Origin of the sequence: Celeribacter sp., assembly GCF_048259695.1 — a bacterium.
Lineage (GTDB): Bacteria > Pseudomonadota > Alphaproteobacteria > Rhodobacterales > Rhodobacteraceae > Celeribacter.
In genome coordinates this window covers 1-5977 of sequence record NZ_JBLXHL010000048.1, presented here as the reverse complement: position 1 = coordinate 5977, position 5977 = coordinate 1, and the positions used below count along the sequence as shown (strand labels likewise).

At 55.4% G+C, this 5977-nt stretch carries 6 protein-coding genes and 1 pseudogene; 2 read left to right on the top strand and 5 right to left on the bottom strand.

The annotated features are described in order from the left end of the window. From ACN0Q0_RS17410 to ACN0Q0_RS17400, 3 genes and pseudogenes are all read right to left on the bottom strand, one after another. Window positions 1-144, bottom strand: a pseudogene (locus ACN0Q0_RS17410) (IS5/IS1182 family transposase); the annotation flags it as partial. Window positions 145-877: 733 nt separating this feature from the next. After that, window positions 878-1831, bottom strand: a complete 954-nt coding sequence (locus ACN0Q0_RS17405; RefSeq protein WP_343501767.1) for a hypothetical protein — start codon at window positions 1829-1831, stop codon at window positions 878-880. 5 nt (window positions 1832-1836) lie between these two features. Continuing rightward, the gene (locus tag ACN0Q0_RS17400) at window positions 1837-2301 is read right to left on the bottom strand and encodes an AAA family ATPase (RefSeq protein ID WP_343502287.1); all 465 of its coding nucleotides are present in this window, start codon (window positions 2299-2301) and stop codon (window positions 1837-1839) included. A 138-nt stretch (window positions 2302-2439) separates the two neighbouring features. Between ACN0Q0_RS17400 and ACN0Q0_RS17395 the strand changes: the two genes are divergently transcribed. Then, window positions 2440-3711, top strand: a complete 1272-nt coding sequence (locus ACN0Q0_RS17395; protein ID WP_343502288.1) for an IS256 family transposase — start codon at window positions 2440-2442, stop codon at window positions 3709-3711. 20 nt (window positions 3712-3731) lie between these two features. On the opposite strand, the gene ACN0Q0_RS17390 is transcribed toward ACN0Q0_RS17395, so the two are convergent. Further along, window positions 3732-4361 carry an AAA family ATPase gene (locus ACN0Q0_RS17390; protein WP_343501769.1) on the bottom strand — a complete coding sequence of 210 codons (630 nt, stop codon included), beginning with the start codon at window positions 4359-4361 and terminating at the stop codon, window positions 3732-3734. Next, entirely contained in the window at window positions 4354-5517 is a 1164-nt protein-coding gene (locus tag ACN0Q0_RS17385; RefSeq protein ID WP_343501770.1) for a DUF262 domain-containing protein, read from the bottom strand. The genes ACN0Q0_RS17390 and ACN0Q0_RS17385 overlap by 8 nt, the downstream gene beginning before the upstream one ends. 349 nt (window positions 5518-5866) lie before the next feature. Between ACN0Q0_RS17385 and ACN0Q0_RS17380 the strand changes: the two genes are divergently transcribed. Further along, the coding region (locus ACN0Q0_RS17380; protein WP_417244461.1) for a YaeQ family protein at window positions 5867-5977 on the top strand (111 nt) is incomplete at its 3' end.

The window sequence follows — 5977 nt, the reverse complement described above, 5'->3', positions numbered from 1 at the left end:
CTGACGGCCGCGACGCCCCGACGGAATAGCTTCCCAATGCATCGAGGGATCGAACCAAACGGTCAGTGATCCGCGCTGCCTCAGCGCCTGATTGTAGCTTTGCCAGTTGGTGGTCTTGTAGGTAGTCTTCGGAGGTCTGCTCATACCTTCCGGCTACTACATTGGATTCGCGAGGTGAATCCTTCGCCCCTTTGTGCAACAACGCCCTTCTATCACCCAACCTCATGGCGCCAAAGATTGACCATGGCGTAAAATCAGAACTTTCAACCTCTATTTTCAAGAAATGCGCGCCACCGATAGAAGACGCGTTCAGCCCAGAGATCGACTCACATGACTTCGAAACCCTACGAATTCAATTTATGGCACTGGGGTTGGTTGATCTAACCACCCAAGCAAAAGGTTCTGGCGGAAGCGGTCTTTACTGGTCGCTTACGGAAAATGGTCGACAAGAAATGATGCGGGCAAGAACTGTCACTACCACATAGCGGCACCCGCACTTGCACACCAATGACGTGGTATAAATTCTTAGCCCCAAATAATCTGGTGGACTAAAAAATGATTCAAATTCTTGCGTTCCCCACCTGACAGAAGATACCCAATGGCGGCGCGGAGTCAGCCACTGATACCGCATTCGATATCGAAATAGTCAAGTGACCTCTTCCAGACCAAAGTGGACCCGATCATTCGACCGTTTCCCAGCGCGCAGCACCTACAGGTAGGGCGGTTTACGGAAGTTCGCTGCTTGCGCGAACGAACCCCGGTTACACCGCGTAAGCAGACATTAAGATAATGCCCATGTCATCGAGGTAGGAATTTGCATTGTGATCTGGTGAAGGTCCAAAAATAAGAAATCGCAGCAGACAATTTGAGCGGAATTCTAACCAATGCCGAGTTCTCGGCCGATGTGGCCAATCAGGGCATGTCGATGCGGTTCTGCCTCAACAATAAAATGAATTCGGCACTCTGATGGTGCGAGGTCGCAATGATCGCTAAAGGCACGCATATATCCCTCATTGTCCTTGAACTCCGTGAGCGCGCGGCGGCTTTTACTCTCTGGCCGCACGTTGAAAGGGAACATGGGATATTTCGCTTTGCTAATCTTCCAAGCACCAATAGCCTTGTCGATGCCGCTTAGCTTGGCCCAGGTTTGTTCCAGCAAAGGATCGCCAGCTTGAATGCCTTCGAGTTGTGACCGCGTACGCGGTATGAAAACAAGATTTGGACATAGCTCAGCGCGGCGTTCCCAAAATTCTGCGCCACTCGAAAATGAAGGCGCGAGTAGCGCGCGAATTTGGTCGGCATTGAAGTCAATGGCAGACGGGCTATCGGCGTTCATAGCCGAAACTTGCACAATAGAAATTTCGCCAGCCGAGGTCAGCTTGGTGAGCTCAAGCTCAATTGACTGCTCAAGCCAGAATTCGTGAGAAGCCAGGCTCAGCCCAAGGCCGCGAAAGAAATGTGCGTACCCAAGACCCAAGGCAATCTGGCCGGATTGCACCGGAGCCGCGGGTTGTATCCGATACTCGCACAAGTCAGGATCCTCCTCACCGACGTTCTCCTTAGTCAATGCCATCGGTGAGCGATTGTTGACAGCCTTAAGGTACAAGCTCTCTTCTATGCACTCGCCGTCATTACGAACTGAAGCGATAGTTGTCTGATCGCCCAAAGGAAAATTGCTTAGAGGCACATGGCTATTCAGTATCGCCGTCGAATCGAGGCCTCTGGCCTGGCGTACCGTCGCAACGAGCTGCTTCAGGCGTTTAATCGAAACAGCACGCGCGGGTTGCTCATTCGGCACCGACAACTCATTCAAAAACAACTGTAGCGGCATGTGTCCTAGTCCAGAAGCCGGTCGAGGCTCCGCTCCCATTGGTCGAAGAAGCCATCCGGCCAATATGACAGCCGTCCATCTGGGCCAAGTACAGGGCTTTCGAAAGAACTCGCCTCACCAGGCAAACGGCTAAAGAAGTGAAGTCGCACAACATCTGGCACTAGGAATTCTTCCTTAACCGCCAGGCGGATGCCATTGAGCACATGGTCGCTGTGTGTCTCAACGATGACTTGGGTGCCATTGGCAGCAGTAAGCGCGAGCAAACGCCCTATCATTGACTGTCCGCGTGGATGCAACTGAGCTTCGGGGTTTTCGACAACGAGCATCGTTCCTGGTTTTGCTGCAAGGCAGGCTGTGACCACAGGAAGCGCATGTGTGAGCCCGAAACCGACATTGGTCGGGCGGAGGGGGTCGCCATAAGCGGCTCCCTCACCACGATAGGAAAAAATAAGGCGGACTAGGTCAGTCATCGGAACTGAAGTGGGTTCGACACGCACTCCCGGACTGAACTCCGAGCTATGGCTGAAAATGGGTGATGGGGCCTGAAAAGGCGGCGTATCGTGGCGGGTGTCCAAGCCTGCCAGACTTCCAAGAGGAACGATACGCCTATGTCTGACGATACCACGATCACCCCGCTCCGCCAGCCCGGAAGCATCCTCGACCCGCTGACGGAGATCGCCCGTGACGGCGCGCGCCAAATGCTGGCTGCAGCGCTGAAGGCGGAGGCCGCCAGCTTCATCGCGCAGTTTACCGACGAGCTTCTGCCCGACGGCCGGCAGCGTGTCGTCCGACATGGCACGGGCCCCGAGCGCGAGATCCAGACCGGGATCGGACCTGTCCCGGTGCAGCGCCAGAAGGTGCGCGACAGGGCGAAGGGCGTGCCAGACGAGAAGAAGATCCGCTTCACCTCAAGCATTCTGCCGCGATGGGCGCGGCGGTCACGCAGCCTCGATGCGTTGCTCCCTGTGCTTTATCTGCGCGGTGTTTCCACCGGAGACTTCCAGGAGGCGCTCGGCGCGCTGCTCGGGGCCGACGCACCGAACCTGTCACCAGGCGCCATCTCGCGGCTCACGGCGGGCTGGCAGGAAGACTATGACCGCTGGCAGCGCCGCGATCTCTCGGCCCGTCGCTATGTGTATATCTGGGCGGACGGCGTCTACCTGCAGGCCCGTATGGAGCCGGTGGCCGAATGCATGCTGGTCGTGCTCGGGGCGACACCCGAGGGCAAGAAGGAGCTGTTGGGTTTTCAGGTCGGAGTTCGGGAAAGCGCACAGAGCTGGCGCGAACTGCTGGTCGATCTCAAGGCCCGCGGTCTGGCGGTCGCGCCGGAACTGGCTGTCGGCGACGGCGCCCTCGGATTCTGGAAAGCGATGGACGAGGTCTTCCCCAGCGCGCGCCATCAGCGTTGCTGGTATCACAAGATGTCGAACGTACTCAATCACTTCCCGAAATCCGGGCAGCCTGCCGTGACCGCGGATCTGCGCAACATCTCGCACGCGGCAACCCGGGCGGAGGCCCTGACGGCCATCGAGACCTTCAAGGAAAAGTACGCCGCGAAATACGCGAAGGGCGTGGCCTGCCTGACCAGGGACACCGATGCACTGCTGACCTTCTACGATTTCCCTGCCGAACACTGGGACCACCTGCGGACCTCGAACCCCATCGAGAGCGTGTTCGCCACCGTCAGGCACCGCACCGTCCGGACCAAGGGCGCGCTCTCGCAGAAGACCGCAAAGCTGATGGTCTTCACCTTGGTCAGGGCGGCATCGAAGAAATGGCGAAAGCTCAACGGGCGGAACCAGTTGCCGCGCGTCATCGAAGGTGTCACATTCACCGACGGCGTCGCCCAAGATGATGCCAATGAAAGCCGCGCCGCCTGATCAAGCCGCGTCACCCAAATTCAACCATAGCTCCTGAACTCCTGCATCCAGGCATTGACTTGTGCCATCAGACTTGAGGCGTTCGGTTCATTGGAATTTCGTACAATATCACTGGTGGTGATGCTCTCGCCAAACTCGAGCAGGAAATGCGCGGTATACTCACCGCGTGCGCCAAGGAAAAGTTGCTGGCGCACGGCATTTTGCGACTTTGGAAAGGTCACAGCTGGGGTAATTCGATCAGCACGGAGGAACTGGGAACCGTGCATGAACAAATCTAACAGTCTCAGTTCGCCCCGTTCGGGTTTCTGGGTGCATTGCAGCACGTCCTCATCGGATTTCGCTGGCGCCCGCCAAGTATACGTCTTTTCTTCACCGTCAACGTGCTCGTCCAATGCAACCGTGATCTCAGGAGTGTCGAAGTTCTGGTGCAGCACGTCGCGACCGGTGCCCAGCTCAACCAAATCGCCGTTCAGTGCGAGCGAACCTTCAAGTAGGAACCGAGCGTCAAATGACTGTCGGAGAAGTCCGAGCGCTTGCAGGATCGTGCTCTTACCGCTGCCGTTGAGACCCGAAAGCAGTGTCAGTGTGCCAAGCTCGATCTCGACCTCATCGAAGGCCTTAAAGTTCCGCAGGCTGATGTGATTAAGCATTGTCAGCTTCCGTTAATAGCATACTTTGAATTGTCTTAAAGCGGCGCTGAACTTTCCGGATGTCACCTGTGCCTTGCGAAACAGCAGCTTCAAAAGAACGATCGTTGCAAAGTGCCATAAATTCTTCGCTCACTTGATTCTTTCGCTCAATTAGTTTTTCCGACTGGCTCTTGGTAAGGTTCGCGAGATTGACCGCCATTGCTTCGAAAACCGACTTATTGATAGGAAGCCTCGAAGCATTAACGTCGAAGCGTTTACGAAAGGCGTCCGACCCAAAGATTTCATGAGCGGTGAGCATTGCGAAGATGAAGCGCTCGCGGATTTGATCCAATTTGGCGATATCAGTTTCATTAATCGCCTTCCTCGCCCTGACTAGGAATCCGTCCATATCTGGCAGCTTATAGTTTTCAACGCCAATCAAGTAGAAAGCGATGAATCGAAGCACCAGTTCTCGGTCATCCATACGGCTTGTACGAACGCTTCCGTCAGTCGCTTTGAGGAACTCGGGAAGTTCTGACCACTCCTCTAGAAGGGTGCGAGCCCTTCCTGGGGTGATCGCATGGCGGAGCTCTTGCGGCGATAGAGCGACTCCTCCTGTGTTAATCCTGGCGAAAATGTTGAACTTGACCTCTGGTGGCGTACCTTTTCGGATCAAGTGAATAACGAGTTCAGACTCACGTAGCCGCATCTGAAGGCGGGGGCTAAGATCTTCAAAATATTTACTTTCATAGTCGTGCAGATATTCAAGGCCAGAGAGCGCTAGCGCTCTCTCTCCGATGATTCCAGGTGCAATGAATCGCGCAATCGTTGAAAGTCTCTGAATGCCATCGACGATCTCCCCGCGCTCATCTTCGTCCTCGGCTGCGTACAGAACTGGTAGCGGAATCCGCAATAATAGCGACTCGATAAGACGACTTTGACGTTTCGGGTCCCAAACCCCCCAACGTCGCTGAAACTCTGGCTGTAGATCAATCATGTTCGAACCAGTGCGCGACAGAAGGAGATCGACAGTCATTGTCCGGGTGACTACGTCGATGTCATCGGGATCAAACGGTTCGGCTATTCTCTCGACTTGTTCATCGGGAGCTTCTTTTTCGATACCAGTCGTATGTCCAAGCAGATCGAGTTGCTCGTCGAATTTCGTACCCTCACTCATTAGCCACCTCCGAGACCATCATCCGAACGATGACTTGAGAGCCACAAGATTCTCCTGTAGGATCGAAGGCTGTATTGCTGTGCAGCCGTTTGCTGGCGGTATTTCTGCTAAGCCAAGTAGATGGCAGCTTCGGGGTGCCGCACCGCAGCGACCAAGATCGGCGACGAGCGGCCGCTTTGGGCCGAGACTGCGGTTGCCCCGGCGGGAACGCTGACCGGGTCATACATCCCCCTGGCCCGTACCTTGGACGCGCTGTGTCGTGGCTTGGTTGTTTGCAGCCTCCATATCTGCTTCCCAAGGTTTACCGGACGGGGTAGGCAACCCGAACCTTGGAAAGGTTGCGAAGATCATGGCGCAAAATGCCACCATTTACAAAATCGAACTGTCGATCTCGGACATGGATCGCCACTATTACGAGACCCATAAACTGACCGTTGCCAAGCATCCCTCGGAGACCGAT